This window comes from Arthrobacter sp. MPF02 (assembly GCF_046605375.1).
GTDB lineage: Bacteria > Actinomycetota > Actinomycetes > Actinomycetales > Micrococcaceae > Arthrobacter.
This window is the reverse complement of sequence record NZ_CP176772.1, coordinates 179,789-195,446: the sequence shown is the minus strand read 5'-3', so window position 1 is coordinate 195,446 and position 15,658 is coordinate 179,789. Positions and strand designations below refer to the sequence as shown.

Sequence of the window (15,658 nt, the reverse complement as noted above, 5' to 3'; positions counted from 1 at the left end):
GTCTTCCCAGACACGTCCTGTTGATGTACCGGTACAGGAACCGCGCCGCCCTTCAAGGTCCCGGCGCCGACACAACCGGAACCGATGGTTTGCCGAAGTGGGCTGGCGGCACCTCGTCGCCATTGCTGCGGTGTTCATCGCTCTGTTCCCCGTGCTGTTCATCGTCTCGGCTGCGCTGAATCCGCTGGGCACGGTGGCGTCCACCAGCCTGATCCCCCGGGAAGTGAGCTTCGTGCACTTCGAAGCCCTCTTCACAGACCCCAACCGGCCATACCTGCGCTGGTTCGCCAACACATTGATCATCAGCACAGTCGTCACCCTCGGGCAGATTCTGTGCAGCGCCCTGGCAGCCTACGCCTTCTCGCGCTTCCGCTTCAGCGGCCGGCGCATCGGCCTGCTCAGCCTTCTCCTCATCCAGATGTTCCCCCAGTTCCTGGCCGTCGTGGCGCTGTACCTCATGTTCACCGCCATCGGTGAGGTCATCCCCCAGCTGGGACTGAACACCCTCCTGGGCTACGGACTCCTGCTCATGGGCGGAGCCCTCTCACAGGTATGGCTGATCAAAGGATTCTTTGACTCGGTCCCGAAAGAACTCGATGAAGCAGCGATCATGGACGGAGCAGGCCACGCCACCGTATTCTTCCGTGTCATCTTTCCACTGATAACCCCGATCCTGGCAGTCACCGGTTTGTTGTCTTTCATCGGTGTGCTCGGCGAATTCGTCCTGGCATCAATCTTCCTCACCGACAATGACGTGAAGACCCTGGCGGTCGGCCTCTACGCCACCATCGACGCTGACCGATCGGGCAACCTTGGCGTCTTCGCCGCAGGAGCTCTCCTTACCAGCCTGCCCGTGGTTCTGCTGTTCCAGTTCCTGCAAAAATTCATTACCGGGGGACTCACCGCCGGGGCGGTGAAGGGATGAGCGCCGTGCAGCTATGGGACCACCCACATCATGACGGTTCCGCGACGTACGTCTCTAACCCCAATCCCGAGCTGGGGGAAACAGTCACCGTTTTTCTTCGGGTTCCCCGCGCCAGCGGCGTAACGAAGGCGCTGCTGCGCGTGTGCATCGACGGCGAACAGGCCCTGCTCGCGACAAGCATCGCTCACGAAGACGACCATGAGTATTGGCTGAAGGCTGATTTCCCGATGGAGAACCCGGTCGTGAACTACCGGTGGCTGCTCGACGCATCACCGAGCGGCTATCAGTGGTTCAACGGGACCGGCCTGCACACCCGTGACGTCACGGACGCCTGCGACTTCCGCCTCACGGCCTACTCCCCGCCGCCCGCCTGGGCGAGTGGCGCCGTTCTCTACCAAATTTTCCCTGACCGGTTTGCAAAATCAACCGACCGGCCCGCACCGGACTGGGCCATCCCGGAGGACTGGGGAAGCAAGGTGATAGGACGAGGACCGGAGACCCCTTACCAGTACTTCGGTGGAGACCTCGACGGAATCACCGCCCGCCTGGAGCACATTGCCTCTTTGGGCGCCGACACCGTATACCTGACACCTATATTTCCGGCTCGTTCAAACCACCGGTACGACGCGTCCAGTTTCGAGCACGTGGATCCCCTGCTTGGCGGGGATGAAGCCCTGCACCGTCTTTCGGAGGCCTTGCATGCCCGTGGCATGCGCCTGCTTGGGGACCTGACGACGAACCACTGCGGCGACGCCCACGAATGGTTCAAAACAGCGATCGCAAACCCGGACAGTGTCGAGGCAGGATTCTTCCTCTTCACCCACCACCCTGATGAGTACGTGTGCTGGTTCGGGCACAAGTCCCTTCCCAAGTTCAACCACGCTAATCCGGAACTGCGCCGGCGCCTCTACGAGGGCAAGGATTCCGTTGTGGCCCGCTGGATCGGGCAGGACGGGTTCGACGGGTGGCGCATCGACGTTGCCAATATGACGGGACGACACGGCACTACGGACCTGAATCACATGGTGTCCACCACGCTGCGCCGGACCATGGCTGAGACTGATCCCGAAGCGCTGCTGCTGGCCGAACACAGCCACGACGCATCACAGGACTTGCAGGTTGATGGCTGGCACGGCGTGATGAACTACGCCGGCTTTACCCGCCCGGTGTGGCAATGGCTGAAGCCGGCAGCGCCCGTTCCGTTCGAGCCGGGGCCGTTTGTTGCCATTCCGCGTCTCTCCGGGACAGACGTCGTCGGATCAATGCGGGCCTTCGCCGCGGCCGTACCCTGGCGCGCCAACAAGCATGCCCTCAACCTTGTTGGTTCCCACGACACCTTCCGGATCAGGACCATGCTCGGCGACCCGCGCCTGGTCACGGTGGCGTTTGGACTGTTGGCCACCATGCCGGGTATCCCTATGCTGTGGGCGGGGGATGAGATCGGGCAAGAGGGCGAGAATGGTGAAGATGGCCGCCGCCCCTTCCCCTGGGACAACCCGGACGAATGGGATCATGACCGGCTCGCCACCACACGCGCCCTTTTCCAAACCAGAAAACAGTCCGAAGCCCTACGGGAGGGAGGACTGCGCTGGCTGACAATCGCCGATGATGCCTTCACCTTCCTTCGCGAGTCAGCCAGCGAAACGGTCCTGGTGCATGCGGCCCGCGCCGACCATGCCGCCATTACCCTGCCCACCGGGGTCGTCGGCAATCATCTTCGCGGCCTTGCAGGCACCCCGGATCTCCACGCAGACGCGGAGGGTTTGATCACCCTGCCCAACGAGGGACCGGCCATTGCCATCTGGCGCTGTGACACGGCCACGAGCCCCTCATCCTGACGGTAGGTCCTGCCAAAATGCTGTCAGGCGGCCTAGTTCCATGCCCATCAAAGTGACCGCACCTCGATACGGCACAACTACGCCGGGCCGCCCGGCGCACCACCACCCAAAATTTTTGACGAATTCGAAAGGAACCATCAATGACTGTCCCTTCCCCATCGCGGTCGAAAACTCTCGAGTCCTCCTCGGCTCATGACTGGTGGCGCCAAGCATCCGTCTACCAGATTTACCCGCGCAGCTTTTATGACACCAACGGGGACGGGCTCGGAGACCTGCCCGGCATCACGGCAAAGGTCCCTTACCTAAAGAATCTGGGCATCGACGCAGTATGGCTGAGCCCCTTCTATCCCTCCGCACTGGCCGACGGTGGCTACGACGTCGACGACTACCGCAACGTGGACCCCCGCCTCGGTACATTGGCCGACTTCGACGCCATGACAGCGGCACTGCACGACGCCGGCATCAAGCTGATTGTCGACATCGTCCCCAACCATTCCTCGGACCGTCACGAATGGTTCCGCGAGGCCCTGGCGTCCCCCGCCGGTTCCCCAGCCCGGGACCGCTACATCTTCCGCGACGGGCTGGGACAAGACGGAAACGAACCGCCCTCGGACTGGAAATCGATTTTCGGCGGCTCCGCCTGGGAACGCATCACCGAGCCTGACGGAACTTCCGGGCAGTGGTACCTCCACCTGTTCGCCAAGGAGCAACCCGACTTCAACTGGGACAACGAAGAAGTCCGGAAGGACTTCCTCACCACCCTCCGGTTCTGGGCGGACCGCGGCGTTGATGGCTTCCGGGTCGATGTCGCCCATGGCCTGACCAAGCACCTACCCGAGACCCTGCCCCCTGAAATAGAAATGCCCGGCATGGCCTCAGAACACGGGCAGCACCTATTTTGGGACCGCGACGAGGTCCACGACATCTACGCCCAATGGCGGCAGGTGTTCAACGAGTACGACCCGCCGCGGATGGCCGTAGCCGAGGCATGGGTCCACCCGTCCCGCAGAGCCCGCTACGCCAGTTCCGAAGGCCTCGGGCAAGCCTTCAATTTCGACCTTCTGACGGCGGACTTCAACGCCAGCGAGTTCCGTTCATCCATCACTAAGAACCTCGCAGAATCCAATGCGACAGGGGCCTCCTCCACCTGGGTGTTCTCCAACCACGACGTGGTGCGTCACCCCACCCGTTACGGCCTCCTCGAGGGGCCGGCAGGTCCGAAAACCCACGCCACGGACACCGGCGCGCCGATGGCAGGCGGGGCACGGGATGGCAAAGCCTGGCTCCTGGCCGGCGCACCCGAGCACCAACTAAACCGGGATCTCGGCCTCGCGCGCGCCAAGGCCGCCACATTACTGATGATGGCCCTCCCTGGTTCCGCCTACCTCTACCAGGGCGAGGAGCTCGGGCTGCACGAAGTTGCCGAAATTCCTGACGCGCAACGCCAGGACCCAGCGTTCTTCCGCAACCCCGGCGTAGACATCGGACGAGACGGCTGCCGCGTCCCACTGCCCTGGAACGCAGAAGAATCCGCCTTCGGCTTCAGCACCACCGACCCGCACCTGCCCCAGCCACAGTGGTTCAGAGAGGTCGCCGCAGAATTGCAGGACAAAGCACCGGAATCGACCCTGAATCTCTACCGGAAAGCCCTTTCGCTCCGCAGGAGTCTGCAAGGGCCAGAGGAACTGCGATGGATCGAGGAAGCAAACCCGCAGGTGCTTCACTTTGTCCGTCCCGGAGGATGGCACAGCATCACCAACTTCGGCGATACTGCGGCGCCGCTTCCCGCGGGGAAAGTGCTCCTGTCAAGTAGCCCCCTGCCCCAGGACGGCACCTTGCCGCCCGCTACCACCGTTTGGATGACTGGCTAAAAATCACCAGACGATAGTTTGAGGTCAAAGAGGCGGCGATGCCATCATGCAATCGCCGCCTCTACGGCTTGCCAAATCCGTCCATTCGGACCTTTGTCCGGTGAAGTCCACGCCGTGCAGGGCTTCAGCAAAGGTGCCGGCAATGACACCTAAAGCTGGGCCCGAGGAGACAAAAATGCAAGACAGTCCTTCAGAACTTGCCTCACAACGCCGCAACAGCGTAAATGCCGGCATTTTCGACGTCGCCCATGCCGCAAACGTCTCCACCGCTACGGTCTCCCGTGCGCTGACTGAGACTACCCCGTGTATCCCACGAAACACGCCAGAAGGTCCTCGCCGCCGCGAGCCAACTCGGATACATGCCTTCACCAACTGCATCAGGACTTGCGATTGGTCGAACGCGGATTATCGCAATTCTCACAATTCCAGGGAATGACGTATTTCACTAGCGGGCGGTCCAAGTCGTCTCCCGGGAACTGAACAGACGCGGCTACGGCCTCGTACTCTTCAGCCTTCATGACTTCAATAACAGCTTGGCACTGTTTTTGAAATGGGAGAAAAGTTCAAGGACGAGGAGACCGAATTGTTGCGGCGACTACGGATTCCTTCAGCAACGGTAGGGAGCTCGGTTTCAGACACCCGGGCCGGTGCCGTAGGAACCAAGCTGGCTGCGGACGCAATACGCCAGCTCCTCGCCCGCGTGCATGTCGCCTAAAGACGGCCAACGCCAGCCTTGCTGTATATGACCCATCAACGCATCCCGAGAGGGGTGCATGCGGTATTGGATTAGGAGTGGATGCATGTTGGAGCGAAGGCCCTTTGGTAACACTGCGCTGAATGTCTCAGTCGTCGGCCTCGGCGCCGGTCAAGTGGGTGAAAAGGATGTTACCGAGGCCGAAGCCGCCGAGGTGCTTAACGGGGCACTGGACCTCGGAGTAACGCTGATCGACACCGCCGCTAGCTACGGACTGAGCGAAGAGCGTATCGGCCGGCACATCGGCCGACGCCGGGACGAGTTCCTGCTATCAACCAAAGGTGGCCAGGCAATCAATGGTCAACCGGACTGGTCGCCAAAAAGCGTCTTGGCAAGTATCGAGCGGTCATTGCGACTGACGCAGTCGGAGCGCATCGATATCTTCTATTTGCACTCCTGCCCAATCGAGATTTTGCGGCGCGGCGACCTGCAAGAGACTCTGGACAAGGCGGTCGCCGCCGGCAAAATCGGTGTCGCAGGCTATAGCGGAGACAATGATCCTCTGTCATTCGCTGTGGATTCCGGTCGCTTCGGTTCCATCGAAACCAGTGTCAACATAGCCGACCAATGGAATCTCAGACACGTTCTAGGCCGTCGACCCGAACTAGGAGTGATCGCCAAACGTCCGATCGCGAACGCACCATGGCGGTTCTCCCATCGACCAGCCGGGCACTATGCAGAACTCTACTGGGAACGGCTTCAGGCTCTCGAACTTGACCCGGGCGACTTGGATTGGACAGAGTTCGCTCTACGCTTCACGGCGTACGCTCCCGGTGTCCACACCGCAATTGTCGGCACAGCCAAACTTGCCCACCTACGCCGGAACATCGCCGCCGTCAGCAGAGGTCCCCTTGAAGCTGGGGCACTGGAAAACATCGGCCGTGCTTGGCGCCATGTCGGCTCCGACTGGGCAGCTTCCACCTAAAACGCCAGAGCTCAAGGACGGCTTTCCCGAAATGTAGGGCAACATCAGTTGGCAGAGCAGTCCACGAGGGGCCCTGGAAGCAAGGCCTCCCTCAGGTCGGGTCTAGGTTGGGTCTACGCGTGATGACTCACCACCCGCGTCCTGCTGCTTTAGTTTAGAGAGCCGGCGCAACGAGGTTACAGTCGCAGCGGCAGGAGCCTCAGCGATGTCAAGTTGTGGCACACCCCAATCTGACAAACTTCCGAGATTCGTCTTGACTTCCTTCTGAGGCAGGCCTAGAACTCAACCTGACAAGGCGAGGTTGGAGGCACCGGTGGCTGGACAGCGGATTGGGTACGTACGAGTAAGCACGCTGGACCAAAACGAGAAACGGCAGCTTGAGGGCCAGGTTCTGGACCGGGTCTTCACTGACAAGGCTTCCAGCAGGGACACTGCCAGGCCGGAACTGACCGAACTTTTGCGATTCGCCCGCGACGGCGACACCGTGGTGGTGCACAGCATGGACCGGCTGGCGCGCAACCTCGATGACCTGCGCGCCCTCGTTTAGGGCCTTACCCGCAAAGGGGTGCGGGTGGAGTTCGTCAAAGAGAGCTTAGTCTTCACGGGTGAGGACTCCCCCATGGCCAACCTCATGCTCTCAGTCATGGAAGCCTTCGCCGAATTCGAACGTTCTCTCATCAGGGAACGCCAGAAGGAAGGGATCGCCCTGGCCAAGCAGCGCGGCGCCTACAAGGGACGAAAAAAGACCCTGACTCCGGAGCGGGCGGCCGAGCTGGTCCAGCGGGCGGGCAGCAGCATTTCAAAAGTCGTCCTTGCCCGCGATTACGGGATCAGCAGGGAGACCGTATACCAGTATCTGCGCCAAGCCACGATGTCGGGAACCCCCTCGCCCGCCGAGTCAAACCTCTTGCCAGAGCCTATGCAACGCCCACTATCGCCGTTAGAACAGGCCGAATAGACGGATGAGGAGCTGCGTTGCATCCTGTTTTGGAAGCCGGGCTCGTTGGCTCGACGACTAGCTTCCCTCAGCTTTAAGGACTAACATGAGTCAAAACGAACAAAACGATAATTTCGTAGAAAACGGATGAGTGAAACCATGGCTACGAGTACAGCGACCAAGGAAACCTTCCTCGCACCAGAGACGCCTCAAACTGGGAGGATCTACAACTTCATGGAGGCCCACGCTGAGAAGAGCGGCGCTCAACCATCTCCTCAGTTCTTTCTTTCCGGTGCTGATGCGGGCGACCAGGTTGAGATCCCCCACGAAATCTATAAAGTGCTCGTTAAAACCGTGGAAGCAATGCGTAAGGGCCTAGCCATTACCATCACACCCAGTTCCATGACTTTGACTACCCAGCAGGCGGCAGAGCTGTTGGGCGTTACGCGCCCAACACTCGTTCGCCTCCTCGATGCCGGAAGGATCCCCTTCGAAAAGCCTGGTACTCACCGGCGCATCAAGCTTGAAGACATCCTGGCTTTCAAGGAAGCCCGAAAGGCCGAGCAATACGAAGCTTTGGATTCCTTGGGAGCGCCGGACGATGAAACCCCCGAAGCAGCGATCAATAGGATGAAGAAGGCTCGTGCTGTAGCGGCGGAGCGCCGCCGACAGCACAAGGAATGACACGATAGGAACCATGTTCACCGCCCTTCTTGACAGCTGCGTCCTTTGGCCGAGTACGCAACGAGATTTTCTGTTGTCTCTGGCATTCGAGGGGGCTTACCGCTTTATCTTTAGCGAGGCCATCCTCATGGAGGTGGAGGCAAACGAAGAGATAAAGCGCGTCGAGCGTGGGGACAGCGTGGAAGAAGCACGGGAAAAGGCCTTGCACCTGGTTGACCGCATGCGTTCCAGCTTCAGAGACGCGATCGTCACAAATTGGGAAGGGCTTGAGGGGACCTACGGTTTGCCCGATCCCGACGACGAACATGTGTTGGCTGCAGCAGTTGTGGGCGGCGCTGGCAGTATCGTAACCGAGAATTACCGCGACTTCCCTGAAGAAAAAATCCCTGCTGGCATCCAGATCGTGAGTGCCAGGGACTTTGCCTTTGACACGGTGTCCATGAGGCCGGATCTGGGCCTCCATGCCGTCCTGGCCATGTCTACCCGATCAGGGCGCAAGGGTACAGCGTCCTCCCCAGAGGACATTCTGGATACCCTGAACAAGCTGTACGGCATGGATGCGGTCACGGCACTAATTCGGGATCTCCTCTAGCGAACCAGCGGATTTCCAACAAGCCAGACTCGAATTGTCCATTTGGACAATTGGCCACCGCCGTTCTCCGTCCACTGAACGTAATCCGACATCCCGTCACGACCTGCAGCTTAGGCAGCTCATACCAGCGGCCTTACCCCTGGTGCCAGAGTAAAACCGGGCGGTCCGGCACCGCCGCGGGGGGCGCGACATCCGCTCCCCGTTTTAAACGTTTCTCCGACTCGGCGGCCGGAAACGGTACTTTACGGAATCTCCATTATCGGCTCTTTGGTGCAGGCAGCGGAGGAACCCGAAACGGGTCTGCTTTCGGGCATGCGTAGCCGGGCCAGCAATGGCATGTTTAGGCATGTCGTTCTCCTAGGCTATCTTGTTGGTGTCAAGGACACCATTGTTGTCAAGAGTCAACCGGGAGGATGGGGTCCATAACGCTCCCGCCGTGATCGTGGTGGCCGGGGACATGGACCGGCAAACAAGAAAATACTCGAACCGTGGATGGCGATATACGCTGATCGAAGCAGGGATCGCCGCCGAGCGGATTGAGAGCGCAGCTCGCGAAGCAGGATTTGGGAGCCTTGTGTTTGGCGGGTACGACGATGCCGCCCTGGGCCGCCTACTGTTCGGTGCCGATACGCCGCAAGTACGGACCCTTGTAACCATCGCGCTCGGCCAACCAGCCACACAACAGTTGCCTGACGTCGATTTGGAGCAATTGCACAACGACTTAGATGACAGGTTCGTTGGGGAGGGCCGAATCGTAGAGAGCACCGGCATTACAGACCTGTGGCGCAAGCCCGGCGATCTGTCCTTCCACCAGGTGCTGGCAACCATCCGCCCCGAAAACGAGGATATTCCGTCGCCCTCTGAAAATCGCACCTGCGGCGGCACCGGAGCATCGATCACGGCCGCCCGAGCCAAAGCCATCGTGGAGTGCATCGAACGGAGTGCGTCCGGCAACATGCGGGTGGACCGGATCGGGCCCGCCACCGAAGTCAACCCAGGGTTCGACCCTTACGCGTACGCGCCGCTCACCACCGAACAGATCGAAGCGCACCACTATCTGGCCAACTTCGACCCCCACGAACCGTTGCAGTGGGTCGCTGCCCAAGACTTGTACAGCGGGACTGAAACCTTCGTGCCAGTAGATTTCGTGTACTACCCGCTCTCTACCGAGCGTCTAGGGCGCAAACTGTTAACCGCAGCGAACTCGTCCGGAATCGCTTCTCACACCGATTCCAACGAGGCCATACACAGGGCACTATTCGAGCTCATCGAGCGGCACTCCATTCTTACCTCCTGGCACACCCAGCAGAAACCAATATCAGTGCCATCTGATGTTCTTACCGATTATCTAAACAACCGTCGCGACTACTGGCACACGCAGGGATACGAACTGCTTGTCCTGGACTACAGCACCGAAGGTGTCCCTGTAGCAGGCGTAGCAATAGGCGCCGATGATACGTTCCCTGCGTTCGCGTTCGGTTCTGCCGCGGCACCCACCTGGGAAGCAGCCGTGGTCAAAGCGCTACACGAGGCCGAAGTCGGTATGGCGGGCCATCGAGGACTGAAAGAAGATCCTATCCCGGCTGACGAAATTAGCACTCCGATCCACCATGGAAGATTTCACGCGTATGACCCACAACGGACCGCTTGGTCATTCCTGAAGTCCGCAAAGGCACCCAGCACCTATGCGACACCGAAACCGTTAAACAACATCACCCGGGTTATTGAAAAGTATCGTCCGTTGTCAGTGGAAATTGACTCACCGGACCCGATCCGCACCTACCGGGTGTTGTCACCTCATGTATTTCCCATATCGTTTGGTGCGTCCCTAGAGCACCGGCCGTCATGGAGCACAGCACCCGATCTTCCCCATTTCATTGCATGATCCCTCCTCGCAAAATGCGTTGAATTGACGAACGGTGGGACTAACCAGGCCTAGGTCACCAGTACTGCATGTCGGGGAGGACGGAAAGTGATGGCTAAACAGGTGCGGTCTATGTGCCCTAGCGGGATCCTACGCGAGCCGGCAAGCCTTTCGCCCAACGATCCGGGCTCGGAAAGAACTGGGTATTCCTAGGCTCCATCGGAATGCGTACCGCCGACTTCGACCCAGCTAAAACCCGCACCACTCACCCTTGCGCCCGAGGCGCTTGTCCCAACCACTCGGAATCGGGGTGCGCTGTAGCCGAGTGGGCTACTTCACTGCCGGCACCCGAGCACCCCGTGAATGTCTCGTGCCATAAGCTGGCTCATGCCGGTGGCGTGCTGAGCAGGGACCAAGCATTTGTCAGCGCTGCCCTAACATCACCCACTGGGCTGTCGAACCCGGATAGCATGCCCTGGGGACTAACGTGAAACCGTCGAGGGGAGCGGCTCAATCCCGCCGTCGTCGGCCACCGCTCCCGCTTGCTCGTCGGCGCGCCGAATCCCCCCGGAGCTGTTCTCGAGCGCATGGTGTTGGCGAACGGTCATGGTAGTCATGCGGGCTGTCCATAGTTGGGGTCAATCCGGGTTTTCCACGGCTGGAAATAGGGAGCCCTTGGGGTAGCTCCCTTAGCAGCACTAGCGGTGGATGACCCCTCAGGATTGTCCCCGGCTGTGGGCAGCGAATCCAATTGTCCAAAGGTCGGTGGCACTTGCTCCACAGCGTGTGGGACAAATGCCAGGCACAGTGCAGCTTCTGCACCGGGCTGGCTGTCAGTTTGAAATTTAAGGCTGCTCTGTGGGCATGTTAAGGAAATGCGATCTGGACCCTATCCTGACGGTCTTTCTAACGCTGCCTGACGTCAGATTGGGGTGTAGTTTATCCTTCCGAATTGGGAGCCCCAGTGTCAGTTGGAAGTCGTTCATGAAGCATGTCCTACTCCTCCGAGCTCGGGCCGAAAGAGGGAGGGGTGGCTATGGAGGCGACCCGACGGGGCAGGCAGATGGCGCCCCAAGGCGCAGTGGTTGTGTTCGTGTTGAAAGCTTAGCTGGCACTGATATTTTGGAGGCTAGCCGGTGTTAACCCGGATGTTGCTTCCGACCTGCCCTTGTGGACACAGGGAAGCAACCGGAAGGGCAACTTCAGCGAACGTTTTGGAGCCTTTGCCAATGAATATTGAAGCCAGCGGGGTCCCATTCCATCTGGTGGAGCGTGTCGTTATAGTCCATGGGTACGAATCTTCCCCGGATGCGAACTGGTTTCCTTGGCTTAAGGGCGCCCTTGAAGCTGAAGGCATTGGCGTGGCAGTAGTTCCTCTCCCGTCCCCAGATGATCCTGACAAGGCGGCGTGGGAGGACGCTGTCAGTTCTGCATTGGGATTGCCAGACGCGACAACGGTAGTTGTGGCTCACTCCCTCGGTGTTGTCACTGCCCTACGAGTGCTTGCCCAGCTCCCTGAGCCGTGGGAGCTGGGCGGTATCGTGCTGGTGGCCGGCTTCACCGATCCACTGGAAGCACTGCCGGAACTCGATGGCTTCCTCGCAACTGACGTTGATGTTGAACGGGTAGCAGCGAACATTGGGGTACGGACAGTGATCCGCTCCGACACAGACCCTTTCGTGCCGTCAGCGGCGTCCGATGACCTCGCTAGACGCCTGAGCGCAAGGTTGCAGGTGCACCCGGAAGCAGGACACTTCATGGCAAAAGACGGCGTCACGAGGTTTCCCGCCCTGCTTGACGTGATTCGGCCCAAGTAGGGGCGCGGAGGACGGTCCCAGGACTATTGCATAGCGGTGGTTTTAGAAGGGGAGGAGTCGGCCGATTTGACTGTTCGGAGCTCGCACCAACCTGGACGAATATTATCGCGGGTCGGGAGACCCAGAAGCTTCCTGTTCAACCGGGTGGTTTCTGCTGTTTAGCGATAGCAATTGGCCAGTACCAGGATTGATATTTCGGTACGCCGCACACCCCTTCTGCGCTCCGTAGCCGTGTTTTGTAAAGCTTCGTTCATTGGGACAGGGGAAGCACGAGTGATGGGAGTTGATATCGGTTTGAAAAGTCGACCCATCCATTTGTGTTGCTGTGCCGAATGAGAGGTAGGCCTGGTCGTGGTTGGCCACGTGCGTGGTTGACAGGGCCCCGGCAGGAGCCGATAGCGTTGTTGGTGGCCGTATGAAGCGTAAGCAGAACGGAGGTGGGAATGGAACGCGAAGCTGCTACCCCTTTCTCTGTTCTGCGCCTGCTGCTGCTCGGAGGCCTGTTAGCGGTTTTCTGGCTTGCGCTGGGTGCAGGCGAGGCCCGGGCGGCCAATTCCGACACTTCTGGCAGTGACCAAGGCTCCGGGCTTGGCTCCTCTCTTTCCCTTCCTTCACCGGATGTAGTCTTAGCAGCGGTTCCCACCGGTGCAGCGACCACCGTTTTGGGGTCTGCACAGGAAACAGCCGGCCCAACAGCCCCTGTTGCAGAAGCGGTAAGCGCGCCGGCAACCCAAACCCTTACCCCCATAACGGCTCCCACAGCTCCCATCGTGAACGCGGTAGCAGCCCCAGTCACCTCCGTTGTGAACGCAGTGGCAGCCCCTGTGGCTCCCGTTGTGAACGCAGTGGCAGCCCCTGTGGCTCCCGTTGTGAACGCAGTGGCAGCCCCTGTGACTCCTGTTTTGCACGCGGTAGCGGTTCCGGTAGACGGGGTTGTTGACGTTGTTGGTTCTGTTACCCCCGTTGTTGACGCTGTCACTGCCCCCGTCGTTTCTGCTGCGGATGTTTCCGGTCCTGGACTCACGGGCCCGGCGCAGGATGGTCTTACCAACCCGGTCGTGACGCAGCCTGCAGGAAGTAACAACGGGCCCTCCACCGGGACTGCAGCGGCTATGGATCGCACCGATGCGGCAACGGATTCATCGGCTGCCGTCAACGGTGTTAGCTCCGGGCCGGCCGAATCGGCGGCTGGAACGTCCAATGCTGTGCGGCTTGCCGGCACTGCAGTTCGTGCCCCTCACGGTGTTCAGCAACTGCCAACCTCTGCCCCGTTCCAGTTCCCTGTGCCGGATAACCGTGCCAACCTGCCGGTTCCTCTGACATCAGGCGCCGGAGGCAACACGCAAAGCACCGGAAACGGTTCTGCAGGTTCCGGCCAACAGGCCGCTGATCTTTCCCACCGCTTCATTCTTCCCACCGCACCCGGCGGGGACGGCTCACCGTTCAGCTTCGCGCTGCCCGGCGCACCAGACCAGGATCCAGGGTACTCACCCGACTGATGACGCCCACCGCCACGCCACCACAGGCGCGGCACACGCAGGGCATACCCCGGTCATGCCGACCGAGGGAAAAGAATCATCATTCAATGTGAGGAAAAACCAGACATGAAGTCATTTCTACGCACCAGCCTTTGCTCTGCCGCCTTTGCCGGCAGCCTCCTCGTCCTGGGAGCCGGAGCAGCATCAGCAGACACCGAAAACAACACCAACCTGAACCTGGGCGCCGGCCTGAGCACTTCCACCGCTCTTCAGTCCACCAGCACCACCAACGGCACCACCGGTACTGACAACGGCTCCTTCGGCACCGACCTCGGCCTTGGCCTCGGCGCCGGCGTGGACGCAGCAACCGCCGTCCAGTCCACCAGCACCACCAACGGCACCACCGGTACTGACAACGGCTCCTTCGGCACCGACCTCGGCCTTGGCCTCGGCGCCGGCGTGGACGCAGCAACCGCCGTCCAGTCCACCAGCACCAACGGCACCAACGGTTCTGACAACGGCTCCTTCGGCACCGACCTCGGCCTTGGCCTCGGCGCCGGCGTGGACGCAGCAACCGCCGTCCAGTCCACCAGCACCAACGGCACCAACGGTTCTGACAACGGCTCCTTCGGCACCGACCTCGGCCTTGGCCTCGGCGCGGACCTGAACGCAGCAACCGCCGTCCAGTCCACCAGCACCAACGGCACCAACGGTTCTGACAACGGCTCCTTCGGCACCGACCTCGGCCTTGGCCTGGGCGCCGGCGTGGACGCAGCAACCGCTGCCCAGTCCACCAGCACCAACGGCACCAACGGTTCTGACAACGGCTCCTTCGGCACCGACCTCGGCCTTGGCCTCGGCGCCGGCGTGGACGCAGCAACCGCCGTCCAGTCCACCAGCACCAACGGCACCAACGGTTCTGACAACGGCTCCTTCGGCACCGACCTCGGCCTTGGCCTCGGCGCGGACCTGAACGCAGCAACCGCCGTCCAGTCCACCAGCACCAACGGCACCAACGGTTCTGACAACGGCTCCTTCGGCACCGACCTCGGCCTTGGCCTGGGCGCCGGCGTGGACGCAGCAACCGCTGCCCAGTCCACCAGCACCAACGGCACCAACGGTTCTGACAACGGCTCCTTCGGCACCGACCTCGGCCTTGGCCTCGGCGCCGGCGTGGACGCAGCAACCGCCGTCCAGTCCACCAGCACCAACGGCACCAACGGTTCTGACAACGGCTCCTTCGGCACCGACCTCGGCCTTGGCCTCGGCGCCGGCGTGGACGCAGCAACCGCCGTCCAGTCCACCAGCACCAACGGCACCAACGGTTCTGACAACGGCTCCTTCGGCACCGACCTCGGCCTTGGCCTCGGCGCGGACCTGAACGCAGCAACCGCCGTCCAGTCCACCAGCACCACCAACGGCACCAACGGTTCTGACAACGGCTCCTTCGGCACCGACCTCGGCCTTGGCCTGGGCGCTGGTGTGGACGCAGCAACCGCTGTCCAGTCCACCAGCACCAACGGTTCTGACAACGGCTCCTTCGGCACCGACCTCGGCCTTGGCCTCGGCGCCGGCGTGGACGCAGCAACCGCCGTCCAGTCCACCAGCACCAACGGCACCAACGGTTCTGACAACGGCTCCTTCGGCACCGACCTCGGCCTTGGCCTCGGCGCGGACCTGAACGCAGCAACCGCCGTCCAGTCCACCAGCACCACCAACGGCACCAACGGTTCTGACAACGGCTCCTTCGGCACCGACCTCGGCCTTGGCCTGGGCGCTGGTGTGGACGCAGCAACCGCTGTCCAGTCCACCAGCACCAACGGCACCAACGGTTCTGACAACGGCTCCTTCGGCACCGACCTCGGCCTTGGCCTCGGCGCGGACCTGAACGCAGCAACCGCTGTCCAGAGCAGCTTTGAAGGACAGTAATACCTAGCAAGGCTCAGCCAAATTGAAGCACGGTTTGTGAGCTA

9 protein-coding genes and 1 pseudogene are annotated in these 15,658 nt (G+C 61.0%); all 10 read left to right on the top strand.

Going from position 1 to position 15,658, the window contains the following annotated elements:
* The first annotated feature begins 97 nt into the window (after nt 1-97).
* The 10 genes and pseudogenes from ACLH0K_RS00885 to ACLH0K_RS00840 all read left to right on the top strand — a co-directional run bounded on the left by ACLH0K_RS00885 (nt 98) and on the right by ACLH0K_RS00840 (nt 15,614).
* On the top strand, nt 98-925 hold the full coding sequence (locus ACLH0K_RS00885) for a sugar ABC transporter permease (protein ID WP_411375001.1): 828 nt from the start codon (nt 98-100) through the stop codon (nt 923-925).
* Nucleotides 922-2,763, top strand: coding sequence for a glycoside hydrolase family 13 protein (locus tag ACLH0K_RS00880; protein WP_411375000.1), 1,842 nt, complete (start codon nt 922-924; stop codon nt 2,761-2,763). Before ACLH0K_RS00885 ends, ACLH0K_RS00880 begins: the two co-directional genes overlap by 4 nt.
* 140 nt (nt 2,764-2,903) lie before the next feature.
* Nucleotides 2,904-4,634 carry a glycoside hydrolase family 13 protein gene (locus ACLH0K_RS00875; protein WP_411374999.1) on the top strand — a complete coding sequence of 577 codons (1,731 nt, stop codon included), beginning with the start codon at nt 2,904-2,906 and terminating at the stop codon, nt 4,632-4,634.
* Between the two features lie 800 nt (nt 4,635-5,434).
* On the top strand, nt 5,435-6,313 hold the full coding sequence (locus ACLH0K_RS00870) for an aldo/keto reductase (protein ID WP_411374998.1): 879 nt from the start codon (nt 5,435-5,437) through the stop codon (nt 6,311-6,313).
* Between the two features lie 313 nt (nt 6,314-6,626).
* A pseudogene (locus tag ACLH0K_RS00865) lies at nt 6,627-7,271 on the top strand (recombinase family protein).
* A gap of 126 nt (nt 7,272-7,397) precedes the next feature.
* Entirely contained in the window at nt 7,398-7,934 is a 537-nt protein-coding gene (locus ACLH0K_RS00860; RefSeq protein ID WP_411374997.1) for a helix-turn-helix domain-containing protein, read from the top strand.
* A gap of 13 nt (nt 7,935-7,947) precedes the next feature.
* Entirely contained in the window at nt 7,948-8,526 is a 579-nt protein-coding gene (locus ACLH0K_RS00855; RefSeq protein ID WP_411374996.1) for a putative toxin-antitoxin system toxin component, PIN family, read from the top strand.
* A 436-nt stretch (nt 8,527-8,962) separates the two neighbouring features.
* The gene (locus ACLH0K_RS00850; protein WP_411374995.1) at nt 8,963-10,411 is read left to right on the top strand and encodes a YcaO-like family protein; all 1,449 of its coding nucleotides are present in this window, start codon (nt 8,963-8,965) and stop codon (nt 10,409-10,411) included.
* A 1,208-nt stretch (nt 10,412-11,619) separates the two neighbouring features.
* Nucleotides 11,620-12,207: an RBBP9/YdeN family alpha/beta hydrolase gene (locus ACLH0K_RS00845; protein ID WP_411374994.1), complete on the top strand. Its 588-nt coding sequence runs from the start codon at nt 11,620-11,622 to the stop codon at nt 12,205-12,207.
* 1,604 nt (nt 12,208-13,811) lie between these two features.
* Entirely contained in the window at nt 13,812-15,614 is a 1,803-nt protein-coding gene (locus ACLH0K_RS00840; protein WP_411374993.1) for a beta strand repeat-containing protein, read from the top strand.
* Nucleotides 15,615-15,658 lie beyond the last annotated feature (44 nt).

Coding starts and splice junctions, on each gene's coding strand:
- ACLH0K_RS00875 (WP_411374999.1), top strand. CDS start 2,904: ATGACTGTCCCTTCCCCATCGCGGTCGAAAACTCTCGAGTCCTCCTCG.
- ACLH0K_RS00880 (WP_411375000.1), top strand. CDS start 922: ATGAGCGCCGTGCAGCTATGGGACCACCCACATCATGACGGTTCCGCG.
- ACLH0K_RS00855 (WP_411374996.1), top strand. CDS start 7,948: ATGTTCACCGCCCTTCTTGACAGCTGCGTCCTTTGGCCGAGTACGCAA.
- ACLH0K_RS00845 (WP_411374994.1), top strand. CDS start 11,620: ATGAATATTGAAGCCAGCGGGGTCCCATTCCATCTGGTGGAGCGTGTC.
- ACLH0K_RS00860 (WP_411374997.1), top strand. CDS start 7,398: ATGAGTGAAACCATGGCTACGAGTACAGCGACCAAGGAAACCTTCCTC.
- ACLH0K_RS00870 (WP_411374998.1), top strand. CDS start 5,435: ATGTTGGAGCGAAGGCCCTTTGGTAACACTGCGCTGAATGTCTCAGTC.
- ACLH0K_RS00840 (WP_411374993.1), top strand. CDS start 13,812: ATGAAGTCATTTCTACGCACCAGCCTTTGCTCTGCCGCCTTTGCCGGC.